11 protein-coding genes are annotated in these 17,788 nt (G+C 70.5%); 2 read left to right on the top strand and 9 right to left on the bottom strand.

What is annotated here, in order from left to right; translation table 11 throughout:
• Nucleotides 1-46: 46 nt before the first annotated feature.
• On the bottom strand, nt 47-4,696 hold the full coding sequence (locus ACWFR3_RS04075) for a non-ribosomal peptide synthetase family protein (protein WP_453732967.1): 4,650 nt from the start codon (nt 4,694-4,696) through the stop codon (nt 47-49).
• A gap of 66 nt (nt 4,697-4,762) precedes the next feature.
• Nucleotides 4,763-6,637: a non-ribosomal peptide synthetase gene (locus ACWFR3_RS04070; protein WP_453732966.1), complete on the bottom strand. Its 1,875-nt coding sequence runs from the start codon at nt 6,635-6,637 to the stop codon at nt 4,763-4,765.
• Between the two features lie 479 nt (nt 6,638-7,116).
• Between ACWFR3_RS04070 and ACWFR3_RS04065 the strand changes: the two genes are divergently transcribed.
• A complete protein-coding gene (locus ACWFR3_RS04065; protein WP_453732965.1) occupies nt 7,117-7,581 on the top strand; it encodes a MarR family winged helix-turn-helix transcriptional regulator in 465 nt (154 codons plus the stop codon).
• A gap of 43 nt (nt 7,582-7,624) precedes the next feature.
• Nucleotides 7,625-8,470, top strand: a complete 846-nt coding sequence (locus tag ACWFR3_RS04060; protein WP_453732964.1) for an SDR family oxidoreductase — start codon at nt 7,625-7,627, stop codon at nt 8,468-8,470.
• Between the two features lie 559 nt (nt 8,471-9,029).
• Here ACWFR3_RS04060 and exaC read toward each other — a convergent pair.
• From exaC to ACWFR3_RS04025, 7 genes are all read right to left on the bottom strand, one after another.
• Entirely contained in the window at nt 9,030-10,553 is a 1,524-nt protein-coding gene (exaC, locus tag ACWFR3_RS04055) for an acetaldehyde dehydrogenase ExaC (RefSeq protein WP_453732963.1), read from the bottom strand.
• A gap of 102 nt (nt 10,554-10,655) precedes the next feature.
• Nucleotides 10,656-11,921 (bottom strand): GAF domain-containing protein, encoded by a 1,266-nt coding sequence (locus ACWFR3_RS04050; RefSeq protein ID WP_453732962.1) that lies wholly within the window; start codon nt 11,919-11,921, stop codon nt 10,656-10,658.
• A gap of 157 nt (nt 11,922-12,078) precedes the next feature.
• Nucleotides 12,079-12,678 carry an N-acetylmuramoyl-L-alanine amidase gene (locus ACWFR3_RS04045; RefSeq protein ID WP_453732961.1) on the bottom strand — a complete coding sequence of 200 codons (600 nt, stop codon included), beginning with the start codon at nt 12,676-12,678 and terminating at the stop codon, nt 12,079-12,081.
• A 38-nt stretch (nt 12,679-12,716) separates the two neighbouring features.
• Nucleotides 12,717-13,730 (bottom strand): acetamidase/formamidase family protein, encoded by a 1,014-nt coding sequence (locus ACWFR3_RS04040; protein ID WP_453732960.1) that lies wholly within the window; start codon nt 13,728-13,730, stop codon nt 12,717-12,719.
• 329 nt (nt 13,731-14,059) lie between these two features.
• Nucleotides 14,060-15,475: a tetratricopeptide repeat protein gene (locus ACWFR3_RS04035; protein WP_453732959.1), complete on the bottom strand. Its 1,416-nt coding sequence runs from the start codon at nt 15,473-15,475 to the stop codon at nt 14,060-14,062.
• Nucleotides 15,476-15,607: 132 nt separating this feature from the next.
• Nucleotides 15,608-16,756, bottom strand: coding sequence for an MFS transporter (locus ACWFR3_RS04030; protein WP_453732958.1), 1,149 nt, complete (start codon nt 16,754-16,756; stop codon nt 15,608-15,610).
• Nucleotides 16,757-16,833: 77 nt separating this feature from the next.
• The gene (locus ACWFR3_RS04025; protein WP_453732957.1) at nt 16,834-17,772 is read right to left on the bottom strand and encodes a MerR family transcriptional regulator; all 939 of its coding nucleotides are present in this window, start codon (nt 17,770-17,772) and stop codon (nt 16,834-16,836) included.
• Nucleotides 17,773-17,788 lie beyond the last annotated feature (16 nt).

Below are 17,788 nucleotides of genomic sequence, written 5' to 3'. Positions count from 1 at the left end.
GGGGCCTGCGGATGTCTGGGTGGGGGGAGCCGCTGTGCGGCCCGCTCTACGCGCTCTGGCGCCCGGGGGGCCGGCGGTCCAGTTCGCCGGCCGCTTCGAACCAGCGGATCATGCGGGTCAGGGAGCGGCGCTCGATGTCGGGCCAGTGCAGTCCGAGCCGGTCGAGGAGCCGGGTCGTCCGCTCGTTGGCGTAGGTGTTGTCGCCGAGTTCCAGCGCGCCCTCCCGGAACAGCGGCACGGCCGCGGCGAGGGCGTTGCCCCCGGGGCGACGGGCCGAGTCCTCCAGGCGGGTCAGCCACTCCTCGGTCGGAACGGTGTCGAGCGGGTGGCCGCAGTCGCGGACGGCGGCGTGCACGGGCGTGAAGTCGGAGCCGTGCGGGTGGAACAGGTGGTGGGTGGCGCCGTCGGCGGAGGGCTCGCGGGACAGGGCGTGCACGGCCCTGGCGACGAAGTCGACCGGCAGCAGGTCGGTGGTCAGCTCCTCGGCGGGCGGGGCCGAACCGAGTTCGATGAAGCTCTTGATCTGCCGCCACAGGAAGTCGTCGGCCTGGCAGGCGCCGGTGACGCTGTCGCCGGAGATCCGGCCGATGCGGTAGACGGTCATCGGCATCCCGCGCTCGCGGGCAAGACGGGCGATGCCCTCGGCCACCCACTTGCTCTGCGTGTAGCCGATGCCGAGCCCTTCACACGTGTCGGGCACTGCCTCCTCGGTGATCGGCCCGCCCTCGCGGCCGGGGGCGAACACGGCGACGGTCGACATGTGGTGCACGTGCTTGAGCCGTCCCGCGGCGGCGAACTCCAGGACGGAGCGCAGTCCGTCGACGTTGGCCGGCTTCACCGAGGCGTACGGCAGGACGAAGTTGATGTGCGCCGCCGCGTGGTGGACCGCCTCGACCGACTCGGCCAGGTCGGCGTGGTCCGCGTCGGACAGTCCCATCCGGTCCCGGGCGAGGTCGCCGGGGACGGCGCGTACCCGGTCCCAGGCGATGCCGTCGGCGATGCCGTACCGGTCGGCCGTGGTGTGCAGCCGGGCCAGGGCGGCGTCCGCGTCGTCGGCGCGCACCAGGCAGGTGACCGTGTGCCCGGGGACGGCCGCGAGTTCGCGCAGCAGCCAGCTGCCGAGGAAGCCGGTTGCCCCGGTGAGCAGGAACCGGGTCGCGGCGTTCGGCGCGACCGGTTCGCGGTTGCCGGGCCGGACGGCGTCCGGCAGGGTCACGTCGGCGCGCAGGTCGGCCGCGGGCTCCGTGAAGGCATCGGTGCCGCCCGCCCGGCGCTCGTCGATCCGCGCGGCCATTCCGGCGACCGTGGGGTTGTCGAACAGGGCGCGCAGCGGGATGTCGACCTCGAACAACGTCCGCAGTCGGTAGACGAGTTCGGTGGCGATGATGCTGTTGCCGCCCAGTGCGAAGAAGTCGCCGTCGCGTCCGGGGGAGCCGCTGCCGAGGACGTCCGACCAGGCGTCGGCGATCGCGCTTTCGGTGCCGGCCCGCGGTGGCTGGGCCGTCTCCGAGCCTTCGTCCGTGCGCCGGTCGCGCACCTCCCGGGCCAGTCGCCCGGCCAGCCCGGCCCGGTCGATCTTCCCGCTCGGCGTGGTCGGCAGCCGGTCGAGGCGGACGAGGTGCGCGGGCACCAGGTACTCGGGCAGCCGCTCGGCCAGTGCGGCCCGCAGCCGTATGCCGTCGTCGGCGCCGTCACCCGTGACGGCGGCCACCAGCCGCCGGTCGCCGGGCCCGAACTCGACCGCGACCACGGCCGAGTCGCGTACGCCGTCAAGGGCGTCGAGGCGGGCCTCCACCTCGCTGGGCTCCACGCGGTAGCCGCGGATCTTGATCTGGTCGTCGGCGCGGCCCAGGTACTCCAGGTCGCCGCGCGGGTTCCACCGCACGAGGTCGCCCGTACGGTAGACCAGCTCGCCCTCGGCGCCGTAGGGGTCGGGCAGGAAGCGGCGCGCCGTCTCCTCGGGGCGGCCCCGGTATCCCGGCGACAGGTGGGGGCCGCCGATGTACAGCTCACCCGTGACGCCCGGCGGGAGGAGTTCGCGGTCCGGGCCGAGGACGCGCAGCCGCATTCCGTCGACCGCCCGCCCGATCGGCGGGGCCTCGGGCCAGTCGGCGGGTTCGCCGGACAGCTCGTGCCAGGTGGCGAGGTGGGTCTCGGACGGACCGTACATGTTGAGCAGCCGGGCCCGGGGGTGCCGGGCGAAGAACTCCCGGATCTGCGGGGAGACGACCAGCGCCTCGCCCACCGAGGTCACCTCGCGCAGCGCGTCGCAGCGCAGGTCCTCTGCGACGGCGAGGGCCGCGAACCTCTGGAGCGCGATGTACGGCAGGTACAGGCGGGTGACGTCGTGTTCGGCGACGAAGGCGGCCAGCCGGTGCAGGTCCTTCTGGAGTTCGTCCGGGATCAGGGCGAGTGTTCCGCCGACGCAGAGCGTCCCCAGGATCTCCATCACGGAGACGTCGAAGGAGAGCGTCATGTACTGGAGGGTGGTGCCCCTCGCCCCGCACGGGGAGACCCGGTCCTGTGCGGCGACCAGGTTGCCGACCGTGCGGTCGTTGATGACGACGCCCTTGGGGGCGCCGGTCGACCCGGAGGTATGGATCACATAGATCTCGTCGTCGGGCGTGCGGGTGGGGCCGAGCGGCGCGGGGTCGGCCGCTGCGATCCTCTCCGCCTGTCGGTCGGTCTCCAGCAGCCTTGTCCCGGGCGGGAGTTGTGCACCGGTGGCGCTGTCGGTGAGGACGAGGAGTGCCGCGGTGTCGTCGAGGACGTACGCCACCCGTTCCGGCGGGTGGGACGGGTCCAGCGGGACGTAGGACGCCCCGGACTTCACGACCGCGAGCAGTCCCGCGACCATGTCGGGAGAGCGGGGCAGCGCGATGGCGACCCGGCGGCCCGCCGCCGCGCCCTCCTCGCGCAGGACCCGTGCGAGCCGTCCGGCCCGCTCGTCGAGTTCCCGGTACGTCCACCGGTGGCCGCCGTCGGTGACGGCCACGGCGTCCGGGGTGGCCGCCGCCTGCCGCTCGAAGAGCTCGGCCACCGGCACCGGGGGCGCGGAGCGGTCCACGCGGTCGTCGTGGGCCAGCACCTCCCGCTCCTCGTCGGCGGTGAGCAGCCCGAGTTCGCGGACCGGGGTGTCCGGCGAGGCATCGGCGAACCGGGACAGCAGCCGGCCCAGCTGCTCGCCCATGCTCCGCGCCGTCGCCTCGTCGAAGAGGTGCGTGTCGTACTCCAGGCTGCAGCGCAGCCCGTCCGCCTCCCGGGCGCACACCACCGACAGGTCGTACTTGGCGCCGTGCGCCATGTCCCGCCGGATGCTCAACGGCGTTCCGTCGTAGGTGACCTGCGCGGAGCCGGGGTCGGTGAGGACGAGCATCGTCTGGACGACGGGCGTGTGACCGCCGCCGCGGTCGGGCCGCAGCCGCTCGACGACCTTGTCGAAGGGGGCCCACTTCAGCCGCAGCGCGTCGGCCACCTCCTCGCGCGCCCGCCCCAGCACCTCGCGCACGGTCATCGAGCCCGCCACGTCCTGGCGCAGCACGACCATGTTGACGAAGTAGCCGACGAGGTCCTTGGTCTGCGGGTCGTCCCGCAGGGAGACGGGTGAGCCGACCAGGACCCGTTCCTGACGGGTCAGCTTGGCGAGGAACGTGCCGTACACCGCGAGCAGCGTCATGAACAGCGTGACGCCCTCGCGTTCCGCGAGCCGTTCCAGCTTCTCGGTCACGGGGGCCGGAACGTGCAAGGGAACGGTGCCGCCCCGGTGTTCCTGCGTGGCGGGCCGGGGCCGGTCCGCGGGCAGGGCGAGCACGGGCAGCTCCCCGGCGAGCCGGTCGGCCCACTCGTCGAGCAGGCGCGTGGTGCGTTCGGGTGTGAGGTGCGTGCGGTGCCAGTGCGCGAAGTCGGCGTACTGCGGGCGTCCCGGCACGGTCTCCACCGGCAGGCCCCGTCCGATGCGGTCGTAGGCGTCGATGAGTTCGCGCAGGAAGACACCGGCCGAGGCGGCGTCGGAGGCGATGTGGTGGATGTTGCAGACGATCGCGCTCTCCTCGCCCGGCCCGAGCGCGCAGGTCACGGAGAGCACCGGCCCGTGCTCCAGGTCGAGGCGGGTGTTGGCCACCCGCTGGGCGAGCGCGTCGAGTTCCTTGTCGTCGCCGTAGTGCTCGATGCCGTAGTGGAAGGCCGTGTCGTCGTCGGAGACGACCTGGAGGAGTCGGGCGTCACGTAACGCGTAGGTGGTGCGCAGGACTTCCTGGCGCCGCAGCACTCCGGCGACGGCCCGGCGCAGCCGGTCCCCGTCGAGCCGGAACGGCAGCCGCGCCAGGAACGGCCCGTTGTACGCCTGCGGGGTCGGCAGGTACTGGTCGATGAGCCAGATGCCGCTCTGGCCGAACGAGGCCTCCGCCGTGCCGCCGCTGCGCGGCGCGGACCCGGCCGTCACCTCCTGCCCGTCCTGCCCGGTGGAGCCGGACCGGCTCTGTGCGAGCCGGTCGGCCACCGCCGCCGCGCTCTGCCCGCCCGGTCCACCGTCGGACGCCGAGTCGACGCCGAACACGGACCGCAGCACCGCGTCCAGTTCGTCCAGCAGCGCGGGATCGTCGCAGTGGTCCAGGAAGGGCTCGTCCGGTCCCAGGTCGGGAGACCGGAGTGTTCTCCGTGCCAGGTTCAGAATTGCCGTGATCAAGGGGTCGTTCACGGGTTTGCCACCCTCCTCGGACGTCGGGCGACCGGCCCGACGTGCCGGTCGCTGTCCGGCGCTCCGTCAGCCCTGCGACGACGAAGAGGTGGTGGCTGCCTGGTCGCGGGACTCGTCGATGAAGCGCGCGAGCTGCTCGACCGTGCCGTGCCGGAAAACCGACTCGGTGGTGATCTCGATTCCGAATATCTTCTGGAGGCGGGAGGCCAGCTGCACGAAGTGCAGGGAATTCCCGCCGTGTCCCAGGAAGGAATCGGTGGTCGAGAAATCGTCCATTCCGGAGATTTCGATCCAGGCCTGGAGGACGACACTTTCGAGGGGGTTCTGCATGGCCTTCTTGCCTTTCTCTGAATTCTCGTTCCGGTTCTTCTGGATTTTCTTCTTCTGGGATTCCACGGTGAGCGCGGTGCGGTCGATCTTCCCGTTCACGTTCGTCGGCATCTTCTCCAGGTGCCGGAACGTGGAGGGGACCATGTGGGAGGGCAGGTCCGCAGAGAGCCTCTGGACCAGATCGCCCGTGGCGGCCGGGCGGCCGTCGGGGGTGGTGTAGAAGGCGACGAGGCGCTTCTCGCGGGTGTCGTCGTCCTCGAACGCCTTCACGGCGGCGTCCGCGATCCCGTCGAGGGCGCGCATCGCCAGCGTCACGGCGCTGGTCTCCACCCGGAACCCGCGGATCTTCACCATGCTGTCGGACCGCCCGACCAGCACGATGTCGCCGTTCCTGTTCCGCCGTGCGAGGTCTCCGGTGCGGTAGAGCAGCCCGTCGCCGTCCGGGTCCCTGGTGAACTTCTCGGCGGTCAGCTCCGGCTGGTCGGCGTACCCGAGCGCCACACCGGTGCCGCCCACGCACAGTTCGCCCACCTCGTCGGTGGCGCAGGGGTGCATCAGCGGGTCGTAGACGTCCAGCGTGACCGCCGGCAGTGGCCGTCCGATCGGGACGACGCCCGCGCCGTCGACGTCTGAGGGCGAGGTCAGCGGGTGCAGGGCGGTGATGGAGGAGTTCTCGGTGCAGCCGTAGCCGTTGTAGAGGACCGCGTCGGTGTGCGCCAGGGCCCGTCGCAGGTGGTCGGGGGAGGGGAAGTCGCCGCTGAGCAGGACGATCCGCACCGAACGCAGGCATTCGGGTTCCTGGTCGACCAGGGCGTTGAACAGGCCGCAGGGGAGGCTGAGCACGGTCGCGCCGCGTTTCTCGACGGCCTCGCGCAAGTCCGGCAGCGAGGGCAGTCCGGGGGGCATGGGCAGCAGGGTGGCGCCGTGGAGGAACGCCAGCCAGATCTCGATGGTCGACGCGGCGAACGAGAACGCGGCCGACTGGGTAAGGCCGTCCTCGGGGGTGATGTCGAGGGGACCGCTGTGCGGTCCAAGACGCGCCAGTCCGCGGTGCGCGATCCGTACGCCCTTCGGCCGGCCCGTGGAGCCCGAGGTGTACATGAGGAACGCGGTGTCCTCCGGGCCGGTGCCGGGGTCCGGGTCGTCGTCGGGGAGGCTCTCGCTGCCCCTGACCAGGTCGTCCCGGGCGAGCGCACCGTCGCGGACGTCGGGGGGCAGAACGGTGGGGTCGTCGCAGATCACCGGCGACGGGCGGGCCTCGCGGAGGATGCGGGCGAGGTACTCCGTGGGATACGCGGGGTCGAGCGGGACCACGCAGCCCCCGGCCTTGAGGACCGCCAGGAGGACCGCGTAGAGGTCGGGGGACCGGCGCATGTGCACTCCGACGCGGTCGCCTCTGGTGACACCTCGGTCCCGGAGGTGCCGAGCCATCCGGTTGGCCTGCCGGTTGAGGTGGTCGTACGTGACCCGTTCCGTGCCGTCCGCAAGGGCGACGGACCCGCCGTGTGCGCGGACGATCCGTTCGAAGAGGGTCGTCAGGACGAGAGGGGGTGCCGAGTTCGGTGGACTTCCCGTGCGTAATAAGGACGGGACATCTACGTTATTTTCCATGATCGCTGATCTCCTCGGGGTGGGGGTCCGGAGGGAGGGCTCCCGCAGTTCCACGGACGCGCGCCGCGCATTCCATGGAGAACCTGATTCGGGCTTGTGCATTGTCAGCGGAGCGGAATAAAAATGTAATTTCTTTCCGGAAATCGATGCTAACCACGATTTTGTGTCGATGTCAAACACTCGTGCTGTTCCGCAGGTTGAGTGGGTTTTTCCGCGCGTTACACGCGCACGTCGGCCGACGGAATTGGGCATGAAGCACAGCCCCGTCCCCGTATCGTCTGCCCTGACCGTCCGGTGCGGGTCGACCGGTACGTCTTCGCGACCGGCCCTCGCACCCCGGTACCCGCGGTTGGCGTGTTCACGCCCCAAGATGGTGTCCTCAGGGAAAACATCTCCCGGCCACCGCGACGGCCCGGGCCCGCGACCCCTTGATATCTTGGGGTTCCCCCCCACCGGTTATCCCCGTACCGGAAGCGCTCATGACTCCACGAGACGGCTTGATCCCCACCCATCATCCGCAGCCGACCGTTCTGCAGGCGGCCCTGACCCACCTTCAGTGCCTCTTCGTCGCGCGCCGGTCCCGCGTCAACCCCGAGGGCGTCAACTGGCACCAGTACGACACGCTCGAACTTCTGCGGGCGCACGGTTCCATGCGACCCTCCGAACTGAGCGACGTGCTGGAGGTCTCCCGGCAAACCACGTCGAAGGCCCTGCGCGTGCTGAAGGACCTGAACCTGGTGCAGCAGGTGGCGGCCGGAGAGGACCGGCGCGAACTGAGCACCTCCCTCACCCCCGAGGGCCACCTGTTCCTCGCCCGGATCGCCCGCGGCCACCACGACATCGGACAGATCGCCGCCTCGGTTCTCACCGAGGGCGAGAGCGCCCTGTTCGCGGAACTCTGCGAGAAGGTGTCCGCGGCCATGGAGGCCGATCAGGGACGGTGACGGGCCCCGGTGCCTCAACGGGACTTCTCTCGTTGCACCGGGCATGCATGACGCACCCCCCACCACTCCCCACGCCCCGGTTCTCGTCCTCGGCGCCCGCGGCACCACCGGCCGCCGGGTCGCCGCCCGGCTGCGCGAGGCCCACCACCCGGTCCGGGCCGCCTCCCGGAATTCCGACGTCCCCTTCGACTGGCACGACGACACCACCTGGGAACCGGCGCTCGCCGGCGCCGAACGCGTCTACCTGATGCTCCCTCACGAACTGCCGCTGGCACCGGACTTCGTCCATCGCGCGCTCGCGACCGGCGTACGGCGGTTGGTCCTGCTGTCCAGCCGCGCCATCGAGGAGATGGGCGACGAGCGGCTGATGGCCGCCGAGCACCTCGTGCGTGACTCCGGGGCGGACTGGACAGTCGTACGGGCCGACTGGTTCAACCAGAACTTCGACGAAGGCATCTTCCGGGAGGCCGTCCTCGACGGCTCGCTGGCGCTGCCGCTGGGCGAGTGCCGTCAGACGTTCGTCGACGCGGACGACATCGCCGCGGTGGCCGTCGCCGCGCTCACCGAGGACGGGCACACCAGCCGCACGTACGAGGTGACCGGCCCCGAGGCCCTCTCCTTCGCGGATGCGCTGGCGACGATCGGCCGCGCCGCCGAACTCTCCGTCGCATTCCACGGAGACCAGGACACCTACCGCGCCACCGGCCGCGCCGAGGGCCGCGCTGTGGAGGACGTCCAACGCGAGATCAGCGCCTTCGCCGCCCTCACCGCTCTCGGGGACGCCCACCCCACGGATACCGTCCACCGCCTCACCGGCCACCCCTCGAAGCGCTTCGCCACCTATGCGAAGGAGGCAGCGGCGATGGGCGCGTGGTCGGGCAAGGAATGAGAGCCGGGTAGGAAGGAGAGGCCGTCTCGTGGAGGCAGCGCCGACGGTGGACTTCTGGCGAACTTACGTAACTTACGGGATCTTGGCCCGGGAATGGTCCTACTCGTTAGCGTGGACGGGGGCTGGAGGGAGCCAGGTTGATGCCGACGTTGGTCGTGGGGTATCGGTTGGGCAATGACACAACCAGTCGCCAAGTGACGGCGCTGGTGACCGAGTCAGGTGTTCTGCACCGTGCCCACGGTATTGATCGGCCATCACTTCCCCGCAACGACTGCCGGTTGGCTGGACAGTCACAGGTGAGGGAAAATCCGAAGGGACCACCGACTGAGCGAAAGCCCCTACGTGGACTGAGAGCTCTTCCGGCCGTGGTGGAAGGCGAGGAATCCGGAGGGATGCTCAAGCCGGTGGCAGGTACCCGTCCGTAACGTGGTGAGGTTGTCGTCGGCCCGGGCGACGAATGAGCTGTTGATCAGCGGGCTCTGAGTGGGCCGAGCGGAAGGCGCCTGACGGGTAAAAGAACAGGTCAGGCGCCTTTTCTCGTGCCTCTGGAAGAATGCCTCTAGAAGAAGCCGAGCTTCTTCGGAGAGTACGACACCAGGAGGTTCTTCGTCTGCTGGTAGTGCTCCAGCATCATCTTGTGCGTCTCGCGTCCGATCCCGGACTGCTTGTAGCCGCCGAACGCCGCGTGCGCGGGGTACGCGTGGTAGCAGTTCGTCCAGACCCGGCCTGCCTGGATCGCGCGGCCCGCGCGGTAGGCGGTGTTCATGTCGCGCGTCCACACTCCGGCGCCCAGGCCGTACAGCGTGTCGTTGGCGGTCTTGATGGCGTCGTCGAAGTCGTTGAACGACGCGACCGCGACCACCGGGCCGAAGATCTCCTCCTGGAAGATCCGCATGCGGTTGTCGCCTTCGAAGATCGTCGGCTGGACGTAGTAGCCGCCTGCCAACTCGCCGTCGTACGTGATGCGCTGGCCGCCGGTGAGGACCTTTGCGCCCTCCTGCTGGCCGATGTCCAGGTAGGAGAGGATCTTCTCCAACTGGTCGTTGGAGGCCTGGGCGCCGATCATCGTGTCGGTGTCCAGCGGGTGGCCGGGCACGATCTTCTCGGTGCGGGCGACCGCCGCCTCCATGAACTCGTTGTAGTGACCCCGCTGGACGAGGGCACGCGACGGACAGGTACAGACCTCGCCGTTGTTGAGGGCGAACATGGTGAAGCCCTCGAGCGCCTTGTCGCGGAAGTCGTCGTTGGCGGCCCATACGTCGTCGAAGAAGATGTTCGGCGACTTCCCGCCCAGCTCCAGCGTCACCGGCTTGATGTTCTCCGAGGCGTACTGCATGATCAGCCGCCCCGTCGTGGTCTCACCGGTGAAGGCGACCTTCGCGACCCGCGGACTGGAGGCGAGTGGCTTGCCCGCCTCCACGCCGAAGCCGTTGATGATGTTGACGACACCCGGCGGCAGCAGGTCGGACACCAGGCTCATCCAGTAGTGGATGGAGGCCGGGGTCTGTTCGGCGGGTTTGAGGACGACCGCGTTGCCCGCCGCGAGCGCGGGCGCCAGCTTCCACGTCGCCATCAGGATGGGGAAGTTCCACGGGATGATCTGCGCGACGACACCGAGCGGCTCGTGGAAGTGGTACGCGATGGTGTCCTCGTCCACCTCGCTCAGCGACCCCTCCTGCGCGCGGAGGACTCCCGCGAAGTAGCGGAAGTGGTCGATGGCGAGCGGGATGTCGGCGGCCAGCGTCTCGCGGACCGGCTTGCCGTTCTCCCAGCTCTCGGCCACCGCGAGCTGTTCGAGGTTCGCCTCCATGCGGTCGGCGATCTTCCGCAGGACGTCCGCGCGTGCGGTGGGAGAGGTACGGCCCCAGGCGGGCGCGGCGGCGTGCGCCGCGTCCAGGGCACGCTCCACGTCCTCGGCCGTGCCACGGGCGATCTCGGTGAAGGGCTGGCCGTTGACCGGGCTGGGGTTCTCGAAGTACTGGCCGCGGGCGGGCGGCACGTACTCGCCGCCGATGAAGTGGTCGTAGCGGGCCTGGTAGGAGACAACTGCGCCGTCGGTGCCGGGCGCTGCGTAACGGGTCATCTTGCTGGCCTCCCGGGGAAGGCTGCCCGCCGTTGGGCAGCTCTCGCCCGGAGAGTAGGAGCACGGACGTTGCAGATACGTTGCGTGAGGCGCCCGGTGCGCTCAGCTCGCCTGCCCCGCGTCCGTCAGCTCCGTGTCCAGCTCCCGCAGGCGGGCGAGAACCGGTGGGGTCGCCCGTACCTGCGCCAGCGCGCGCCACACCGGCAGATCGTCCTCGCCCCACGGACTGTTCGCCCAGTCGCTCAGGAGGTCGGGATCGCGGCGTGCGATCAGCGCCGCCCGCAGCTGATCGGCGAGCCTGCGCCGCAGCCGCGCCACGGCAGGGGCCTGCGAAGCGGGCAGGAGCGGGCCCGCGTACGCGGCGGCGGCCGCGGTGACCGCCCCCGAACCGAGCCGCCGCTCGACGGCGTCGACATCCGACTCGACCGGCACCGCGAGCCGGTAGGGGCGCGATCTCAGCAGCTCCGGCCCGAGGAGGCGCCGCAGCCGGGCCAGCTCGGCCCGCAGTGTCACGGGCGTCACCGACTCGTCCTCGTACAGCGCGCACAGCAGCTCGTCGCCGGTCAGTCCCTCCGGGTGGCGGGCGAGCAGGAGGAGCATCTCGCTGTGCCTGCGGCTCAGCCGCACTTTGCGGCCGCCGATCAGCACCAGCGCCTCGTCACGGCCGAGCGCGGTGAGCCCCACGGTGTCGCCGGCCCGCACCGGCGGCGCCAGCAGCGCCAGCTGTGACTCCGCCGCCCGGGCCACCGCCTGCACGAAGGCCAGACTGTGCGGATGCGCCAGACGGTCGCCCCCGGTGATGTCCACCGCCCCGAGCAGCCGCCCGGTACGGGGATCGTGCACCGGAGCCGCCGCGCACGTCCACGGCTGGACGCGCCGGATGAAGTGCTCGGCGGCGAACACCTGCACCGGCCGGTCCACCGCCACCGCCGTACCCGGAGCGTTCGTCCCCATCGCGGACTCCGCCCACCGCGCGCCCGGCACGAAGTTCATCCGCCCCGCCTTCTGCCGGGTCGCGGGGTGTCCCTCGACCCAGAGCAGCCTGCCGTGCGCGTCGCACACCGCCAGGAGGTGTTCGCCGTCCGTCGCGAACGTGCCCATCAGCTCGCGGAACAGCGGCATCACCCCGGCCAGCGGATGCTCGGCCCGATACGAACCGAGGTCACCGTCGGTGAGATCCACCGCCGCGCCGGTGTCCTCCGGGCTGACCTGGGCCCTGGCCGATCGGCGCCACGAGTCGGCCACCACGGAGCGCACGGGCCGCGTGACCGTCCCTGCCTCGGTGAACCTCTCGTGGGCGCGTCGCAGTATCCGCACCCGTTCGGCAGGATCTGCGCCGGCCTCCAGGGCCACCCATGGTTCGGTCAACTCGGCCTCCCGAGACGGCGATGCGGTGCAGCCATCGTCGCCCCGAGAGCGTGCCCCGACAAGCACCCCGACGAGCACCTGACGAGCACCTGACGAGCACCTCGGAAAGCGCCCCGACGAGCGCCCCACCGAGCGCCACGGCTTCAGCCGGGCGGCATCAGGCCGAGTTGACCAGGCGGATGTAGCGCGTCCAGTCCCAGTGCGGGCCCGGATCGGTGTGGTTTGCGCCGGGCACTTCGACGTGGCCGAGGATATGTTTGCGGTCCTTGGGAATGTCGTACTTATCGCAGATGGCCGCGGTCAGCAGCGCCGACTGCTCGTACATCGCGTCGGTGAAGTACTCGGGTTGATCCACCCATCCCTCGTGCTCGATACCGATGCTGCGGGTGTTGTAGTCCCAGTTCCCCGCGTGCCAGCCGACGTTGCGCTCGCGGACGCACTGGGCGATGCGGCCGTCCTTGGAGCGCACCACGTAGTGCGCCGAGACCTTCTTCGCCGAGTTCTGGAAGATGGCGAGCGTGTCGGCGTAGGTCTCCTGGGTGACGTGGACGATCACGTAGTCGACTGGGTAGGTGGCGGGGCGGTTGGCGGCCGTGTAGTTGGAGGTGCTTGCCGGGACCCATTCGGCGAGGGGGTAGTCGACTGCCCGGGCGCCGGCGGTGGCGCGGGTGGCGGGGAGGAGCGCGGCGGGGACGGCGGCCAGGGCCGCTCCCTGCAACAGCGCACGCCTGCTGGGGAATCGTCTTGCTCGATCCATGGCCGTCCTGCCTCTCGGTGGGGGGAAAGCTGGACTTCTCAGTGGGGCAGCAGCGTGGCCGCCTCTCGCAGCCGCGCGTGCAGCCCTCGGTGAGTCTCGCGCGCCGGCAGCCACTCCTTGCGGAGCTTGGCCACGCAGGTGTAGTTGGTGTCGCAGACGTTGGCGAGCGGCGACTCGACGGTCTGCGTCGCGAACTGGTAGGCGTCCAGCTCGCTGAAGCCGTAGTCGCGCACCAGCCACTGCACCAGGTCGAGTTGCGATATTCGGAAGGCGTCCTCAAGGGGGCGTGCCGAGCCGGTGGAGATGATGTGGGTGTCGGACTCCAGGCGCGGCCAGGGAGTGCTGATCCCCTTCAGGAGTTCGACGATCACGACGGTGTTCATGGCGCACTCGACGGCGACCCCGCAGGTCTCGCCCTCGCCCTGCCGTGCGTGCCCGTCACCAAGGCTCAGGAGCGCGCCCTCCACGTTCACTCCGAGATAGCAGGTGACCCCGGCCCGCATCTCGGGCGTGTCCATGTTGCCGCCGTGCGCGTCGGGTACCAGCGCCGAGCGCACCTCCAGGTTGGCCGGTGCGACGCCGACCGTGCCGTGCATCGGATCCATCGGCAGCGCGATCTCGAAGTCGCCGTCACGCGCGCTGAAGTGCGCGGTGCGCCGGTCGCGGTCGAGTTGCCATATCCATACGGTCTCGGGCAGCGGCGGCTGGAGCGATGCGGTGGTGTGGGTGGAGGTGAGGGCCCCGAAGAGCGGGACCGTGGTGGACGCCGCCCAGTCGCGGGCGGGTTCGATCGATACGAAATGCACGGCGATGGTGTCGCCGGGCTCGGCGCCCTCGACGTGGAAGGGGCCGGTCTGCGGGTTCAGGTACGGGAACTGGCAGACCTCGGACACCAGGTCCTTCTCGGAGCGCACGTTCCCCGCGAAGCAGTCTTCCGTGAACAGGTCCAGGACCGTACCCGGAGCGATCCGTGCCACGGGAGGCGCACCGCCGAACGTCCACGCGTACTGGCCCGGTTCGGGCCGCACGGTCAGGATTCGTGGCTGACTCATGGCAGGGCTGCTCCGCTCTCTCGCTCGCTGGGGAAGCCGGAGGCCGCGTACGGCCCGATGGCTCCGCAACGCGGCAGCCCCGGACTACTTGCCCTCGACACCTGAATCCCCCGATCCATGCGGACACGAAACCGCCGGCAGGGCGATGATGTCCCGCGCCAATTACGTTACGGCGCAGGCAGGTTGAGGCGGAAGAGCTCGATCTGAATCTGTGTACAGCACCGTGACTGTGGATAACACGGTCACCCTTGAGGGGGACGGGCACGGGCTGAAGGGGACGGCCATGGGCTGGGGGACGGGCATGGGCGAGGAGCGGCGTGGCTGCGGGGTCAGCCCAACGCGGCGGCCCCGACAGCGGCCTGTTCCTCGGCGCGAGCCGTGGCGGTCCCGGCCTCAGACGTGTCGCCGAGCCGATCGGCCAGCCGGGCACGGGCCCGCCAGTTGTAGGGGCAGATGGGACGCAGGTTGATGCGTTCGCTGAGCAAGGTGCGCGCCAGATCGTGCCGGCCGGAACGGATGGCCGCCTCCACCAGCGTGCGCTGGACGGCGTCGCGCTGGGCGTGGCTGCCGCCGAAGGAGTTGAGGTCATAGCGGATCGGGGCGAGCAACTCGACCACGCGGGCGTACTGCCGCTGCCGGTAGGCGATGAGCGCGCGGCACACCGGGATCCCGATCTCGCGTGTCATCGCGTGGTTCGACACGACAGGATCAGTCCGGTCGAGCCACTGCTCGCGGTCCTTCACCAGCCGTTCTGCATCGGAAAGCCGCCCGGCTCCCGCGTACGCCATCACGGCATGGACGTCGTTGAAGGCGTAGTAGGCGCCGTCCTCGCGCCCTGCCCACGCCTCGGCGAGCGCCGCCCACCGGGGCTCGACCTCGATGTCGGCCAGGAGCAGCCGCCACAACAGGGCCGAGGCGTCCAGGAGTTCCATGGCAACGGGCTGCGATGCCTCGTTGTGGAGCGTGCTGTCGTAGACGCCGAGGACTCGTTCGACGCTCCCCGCCTCGAGCGCGTACAGGGCGTAGTGCCACGCGTTGTGGACGGAGAGGTAATTGCCCTCGGCCCAGTCCTCGGTCCGTGCGTCCAGGTAGCGGATCCCCTCGCCGAACAGCCCCCGCATCTCGTACGTGTGGACGACGGCATGGATGCCCCACACGTCCCGCGGATGCCGTTCGACCGCCCGCAGCCCGATCTCCTCGGCGTGCCCGTAGTGCCCCGCCTCTTCGAGGCCGAAGGCGTACATCCCCAGCAGCGGGCCGTAGTGCGGGTCGTCGCTGTCCCACGCGGAGAGCGCGCCGCCGATCCGGTCGCGCAGCCGCCGGGCGTCGCCCGTGAAGAAGTCGATCTGGTGACCGACGGCGAGGGCCAGGGCGTCGCGGGGGAACGCGGTGCTGACCTCGCCGAGGATCTCGCCGGCGCGAAGCATGTCCCCGTCCAGCCACGCCTCGGCAGCCGCCGCGTGCATCTTCTCGCGAGGCGAGAGCCCGGCAAGATCGACGGCGCCCCGGAACGCGCCGAAGGACCGCCGGGCCTCGGCGGCTTCCTTCTCCTCGGTGCCAAGAAGCCCGAGATAGGCGCCGAAAACGTGCGCCATCGCCGAATCGGGAGACGCCGCCACCATCGCCTGCGCCTCGTCGGCGACTTCCCCACGGAAGAACAACAACGCGTCGAGCGCCCGCTCATAGTGGCGCGCGGCTTCGTCCCCGGTGCCACTCAGGACGTGAGCGTGTCGGTCCGTTTCCATCGCAGTCCCCTCTCCCGTCGGCTTCGTCCAGTCTCGCGATTCCGTGCGCACGACACGAGGGCGACGGCGCTCGATTCACCGGAACGACACAGTGCCGCGACGCGCTGCGGCCGTTCCTGAGCCACGGATCCGTCACGGCTGCTTCCCCGAAGGCGTGCTCCAGCCGATTGCAGCGGCCAGCAGGGCGACGGCCGGTATCAGCAGCAGCGCCGTTCTGCTTCCCTCGCCGGCCGCGACGTGTGCGAACACCGCCGCGCCCACCGCACCACCGACCATGTCTAGGCTGCTCAGCCAGGACATCGTCTCGGTCACGCGTCCCTCCGGGGCGAGGTCGCCGCCCCTCGTGCGCAGCGCCGCGAAGGTGCAGCCGATCGCAAGGCCGGCCAGCGGGCAGACCGCGAGCACCGCAAGAGGCGACATCCCCGCGGCCGGCGTCAGCGCAGCGGTCCCTGCCGCGAACACGCCGAGCAGTACGGAGATCTTCGGACCGCGGGACAGCAGATTCGGTACGGCGCCCAGGGCGAGGCTGCCCAGAACACTGCCGACGGACAGGACACCCAGGTACAGGCCGGTGAACCCGGCCGCGTGGTACTCCCGTGCGTAGAGCGGCAGCACTACGTCGACCGCGGTCACCGTCATGACGAAGAGGGCGTCCGCGGCCAGCAGACGTCGCAGGGGAGCCGATGCCAGAGGGCCGAGCCAGTGCCCGGGCCGCGTGGAACGCAAGGGCGGATGCGGCGAGTTGACCAGCAGGCCGACTGCGGCGGCCGTCAGCACCGCCACGACTGCGAAGGGCGCCACAGGTGAGACCGAAAGGCTCAGCCAACCGGCGAGCACAGGACCGGCGATCAGCGCGGTGCCCATCATCGACGAGTCGAGAGCCATCGCGGTGGCCAGCGTCCCGGAGTCCGCGGACCGGTGCCACACCGACCGCATCATGACGGCGACCGGCGGGGCGCTCGCCCCCATGGCCGCGGCGAGCGCCAGGACCACAGGCAGGGATCCGCTGCCGCGCACCGCCAGGACCAGTGCAAGGGTGGCCGTCAGATACCCGGCAAGGCAGCCAAGCAGGACCGGAGGGACGGCGCACCGGTCGATGAGCCTTCCGCGCAGGGGAGCGGTGGTGCCCTGGCCCACCGCCAAGGCGCTCACCGCAAGGCCCGCGGTGCCGTACGAGTGATCGCGGCCGACCAGGAGCAGCAGGCTCAGACCGACCATGCCGGGCGGCAGTTTCGACGCCATGCCGACTGCGGCGAGGCGCCAGAAGTCCGGTAGGTCCATCAGGTCCCGGTAGCCGGCAAGGAATCGGCGTGGTGCGACATCAGCCGTTTCGGCGCGGATCGCGTCGTGACGTACCACTACCGAGGAATTCGGGCGCGTACGGCCTGGACCGCCCAGTGGAGTATCGGTGCCAGACTCTCCGGCGCGGACCACCCGTTGATCACCGCGAGCAGGGTGAGGTACCGGTCCCTGCGGGGGTCGTCCATGGTTTCCAGGCGGGTCACCAGACGATCGCGAAGGGCGCTGTCGTCGGGGAGGCCGAGGATGTGCGCGTAGTGCCCCGCGAGTGCCGTGACGATGGGCTCGGCTTCGGGCGAGGTGGGATCGATGCCTGCCGTGACGGCCGGTGTGACCTGTGCCCGGACGGCCTGGGCGAGGACGCGTGGCAGGCCGGTGCTGTCGTCCGGGGCGCGGTCGGCCGCCAGGTCTCTGGCCATGCCCTGCATGGTGGAGCGGAATTCCGGGTCCTGGAGCATCCCGGCCAGCTCCACCCATGCCTCGACCTGCTCGGTCTTGGGGTCGTCGGGCAGTTCGGGAGTGAGGGAGCGGGTGACCGCGGCGAAGGAAGGGTGGTCGTACAGGCCGTCGAAGACGGCGGCCAGGAAGTCGTCGATCAGACGTTGGCGTTCGTCTTCGGAGAGCTTGGCCAGTTTGTGCATGAGATCCAACTCCTCAGGGGTGGAGCCGCGTCTGGCCACCGCTGTCAGGACCGCGCGCCGCAGCCGCAGCACGCGGATCTGCACCTCCAGGGCGTCCGCGTGCGCCGCGGCCACCTCGGGCAGCGAGACCTCCCGGTCCACGACCTTTCGGATGGTGGGAAGGTCCAGGCCCAGGTCACGCAGGGTGCGTACGAGGTCGAGGCGGGCGACGGCATCGGTGCCGTACAGGCGGTAGCCGGCCGGGCTGCGGTCGGCGGGCGGCACGATTCCCGCGTCGGAGTAGAACCGGACGGTCTTGACCGTCAGTCCGGTCCGCCGCGCCAGATCACCGATCGAATAGAGCGTGTCGCCGTTCATGCCCCCACCTTCATGT

It is taken from the genome of Streptomyces sp. NPDC055189 (genome assembly GCF_053606765.1).
Note: the sequence above shows the minus strand (reverse complement) of the source record. Positions and strands in the feature narration are given on the sequence as shown.

Bases quoted from the DNA above. Each gene is read 5' to 3' on its own strand.
- ACWFR3_RS04070 (WP_453732966.1), bottom strand. From the start codon at position 6,637: ATGGAAAATAACGTAGATGTCCCGTCCTTATTACGCACGGGAAGTCCA.
- ACWFR3_RS04065 (WP_453732965.1), top strand. From the start codon at position 7,117: ATGACTCCACGAGACGGCTTGATCCCCACCCATCATCCGCAGCCGACC.
- ACWFR3_RS04060 (WP_453732964.1), top strand. From the start codon at position 7,625: ATGCATGACGCACCCCCCACCACTCCCCACGCCCCGGTTCTCGTCCTC.
- exaC (WP_453732963.1), bottom strand. From the start codon at position 10,553: ATGACCCGTTACGCAGCGCCCGGCACCGACGGCGCAGTTGTCTCCTAC.
- ACWFR3_RS04045 (WP_453732961.1), bottom strand. From the start codon at position 12,678: ATGGATCGAGCAAGACGATTCCCCAGCAGGCGTGCGCTGTTGCAGGGA.
- ACWFR3_RS04040 (WP_453732960.1), bottom strand. From the start codon at position 13,730: ATGAGTCAGCCACGAATCCTGACCGTGCGGCCCGAACCGGGCCAGTAC.
- ACWFR3_RS04035 (WP_453732959.1), bottom strand. From the start codon at position 15,475: ATGGAAACGGACCGACACGCTCACGTCCTGAGTGGCACCGGGGACGAA.
- ACWFR3_RS04030 (WP_453732958.1), bottom strand. From the start codon at position 16,756: ATGGACCTACCGGACTTCTGGCGCCTCGCCGCAGTCGGCATGGCGTCG.
- ACWFR3_RS04025 (WP_453732957.1), bottom strand. From the start codon at position 17,772: ATGAACGGCGACACGCTCTATTCGATCGGTGATCTGGCGCGGCGGACC.